The organism is Priestia sp. P5_B4 (assembly GCF_056400385.1).
Genome location: NZ_JBFULJ010000527.1, coordinates 1 through 2,656 on the forward strand (window position 1 = coordinate 1; position 2,656 = coordinate 2,656).

The 2,656-nt window shown below is 37.5% G+C and carries 1 protein-coding gene and 1 pseudogene; both read right to left on the reverse strand.

Features of this window, described 5'->3' with window-relative positions:
* A pseudogene (locus AC1DRF_RS22435) lies at nt 1–460 on the reverse strand (hypothetical protein); the annotation flags it as partial.
* An 887-nt stretch (nt 461–1,347) separates the two neighbouring features.
* On the reverse strand, nt 1,348–2,656 hold a 1,309-nt coding region (locus AC1DRF_RS22440), incomplete at its 5' end, for a hypothetical protein (RefSeq protein WP_477741726.1).

Here is a 2,656-nt window from a genome sequence, read left to right on the forward strand (position 1 = left end):
CTTCAGCAGGAAGGCGCTCTCCATTTTCTCCAAATGCTTGCCCAATATAAACAATCTCTGTATCTAGGTAATATTTTGACTCCTCAAGGTAGACGTGAAGAAGATTTAACTCAATAGGGCCTTTCTCCCAACCTTTGAATACCATCGCTTTACGTGGCTTCCCATAGTCAAATTCAAACTTTCTGTGATCAAATTTTGGCATATCATCCGAAATAATAGAAATATCCAGTGTCTCTTTTGAAGTATGTTCTCCTGTCCCAACGATTACGTCAAAACGTATATAATCTTCAAAGAATTGGACAGAATCTTCATCTATACTTAATTTGGGGATTAATGTAGCCACGTAAATATTATATCTTCGATCATCTGGCGATAAATAATCTAGATCAAAAGGGTAACTCATGCTTAGATGATAAGCCCATGTTTGCAGCCCATAGTCTGGCATATATTTAGTATTCATAGCTGCCTCCTTAGATAGTACGCTATTTTTGATAKTCATAGAYAACMGGAACKTKGTCCATTTTMAYGGTTTTGGCCACAATATAACGACGATARCCATCYTTYAAWACCTTCGWTTCTTTCTCAATYGTTAACGGYTTGTCAAGGTGTCCTGTACGCTTCACAAATTCAATGACTTCTTCTGTTTTCACAGGGTTWGGRCGTGTCTTTAAGAAGGCTTCAGGAACGATAATRTCATYAAAACTYACGACRTCCTTTGTCCCTTTSGGCTGAATAGGTTGCTGCCTTTTTTGTGGSGCAACCTTTTTCKCTTGAACAGGTGTTTCKTTCACTTCTGGCTGTACAGKTTTCGCTTCTTTTGCTAYAGGCTSTTGTTTTTCTTCCTGCTTRGTAGCTGCAACCTCTTGTTGTGCCTTAGAAACCTCYTGTTTCGCTTCTTTTTTATCSTTTGACTCATTGGCTTCTTTATCGTTTTTATTCGGGAGAACGGTAATCTGGAAGCAGATGATACCAATTTCCCCAGGGCACTCGTCAATGGGAATATCTAACGTTGGTTCYCCTTGAATTAAGATTTTTTCATGCATAATACTCTTTTTTGTTAGTCCKGTTTTATTAAAAGCTTTCTTCGCAACAAACACGGTATACGAAATAAAGGTGCTCTTTTTCAGACCTTTAGGCGCAGAAGGTGAACCTTTTTCACGCATATCAAAGGCAACGTAGCGATCATATTCTCGTAATGGTCCTGTCGCAGATCCTGTTAGTGTCATTTTATGGGGCATAGCAATCTCCTCCTACGTAGATGTATAGTTATTGTTCATTTAGAACATATATTTAAATAAACATAATCTGTTAAAATATTAGCTTCTAAGGGATTTCTACATTTTTTAATTAAGAAACTGAGCCTTTTAACTGGCCCTGTTGGTGTAATAAAGCTTGATCCTCTGGTGTTAAGGCTTGTCCTAACTCCTGCTTCAGCTGCGCCATTTCGAACGAACTGTACGTAGAACTGTGTTCTTGGAGTAAGGTTTCTTCTTCTGGTGTTAGTTCTTGCCCTAAATCTTGCTTTAATTGAATCATTTCAAGCTGTTGATCCAGAGAAATAGCTGTTTCTTGGGTAGACTCTTTTTGCTCCTGTTCAGCTTGTAACCAAGCAGGAACCAATTCCTTACGGATAATATGTTTAGGCGTAAATAGGGCTGCTGTTTCGCTTTCTGTATGTATGTCTGACTCAGATGGTTGATCTTCTGTATTTCCTTTTAGTAGATTTGTAAATTGATTGTAGGCAATTTGATAAACAAGACGGCACATCTCATCCAAGGATAGGGTAGTACCCTTATGATTTGCCTCATGGACATATTTATCCAAGCCAACAGTAGCTGTATAAGCGACTTCATGTATKTGYTCTTTCACAATCTCAATCTYTKTATCTCGTTTTACTGCTTTAGCTGCATTTTGAATACGAGCATAAAAGTCTTTTAGTTGATGACCATATTTGCCTGCATACACGTTATTTACTTTTTTAGGCACACCTTTGATATACGCAAATGACTGAGAAGCAGATATTAAATGATTAGTTAAATGATTTTTAGGTAAATCAAGGTTAATAAAGGGGGACGCTTCTTTTTCGCCCTCAAAGCTTGGTGTATCAACGTTTTCAGCACKTTCTGGACTTGTCACAGGAGTTGTCACAGGAGTTGTCATTTCTTCTTTTTGAAGCGTTTGTACACCTGTTGTGTCATGGTCAAAAAAGATGTCCTCACAAATTTGATCAAAATTCGTATGGCTTTTAAGGATAAATACATAGCTATCAGGATGAGCACCTGTTGTATCTTCTTTGATATAACGTGCCACGATCATAAACGGTGTTTCCTTTAATGATTTTACAAAGCGAGAAACGGTACTTTGGGATACATCAAATTTTTTCATAAGTGTTTTTGAGTGAATGGCTTGAATGCCTGTAGCAACCAGGTTATAAATCACGTAATCTAACATTTCCATCCGTTTTTTAGGGAATACTTTATGTAGGGCTACTTGTTGTTGTTTAAAGTAAGTACGAAGGGTTTCTAAAAACGCTTCTTTCTTTTTACGAAGGATCGGTTTTTCTTTCCATAACCATGTGAATCGTCCATTGAAGGTATTTACATCTTGTAAATAGCAGGTAAARAGCTTTGTCATTTGTTCATCTTCTCCTTTAAGG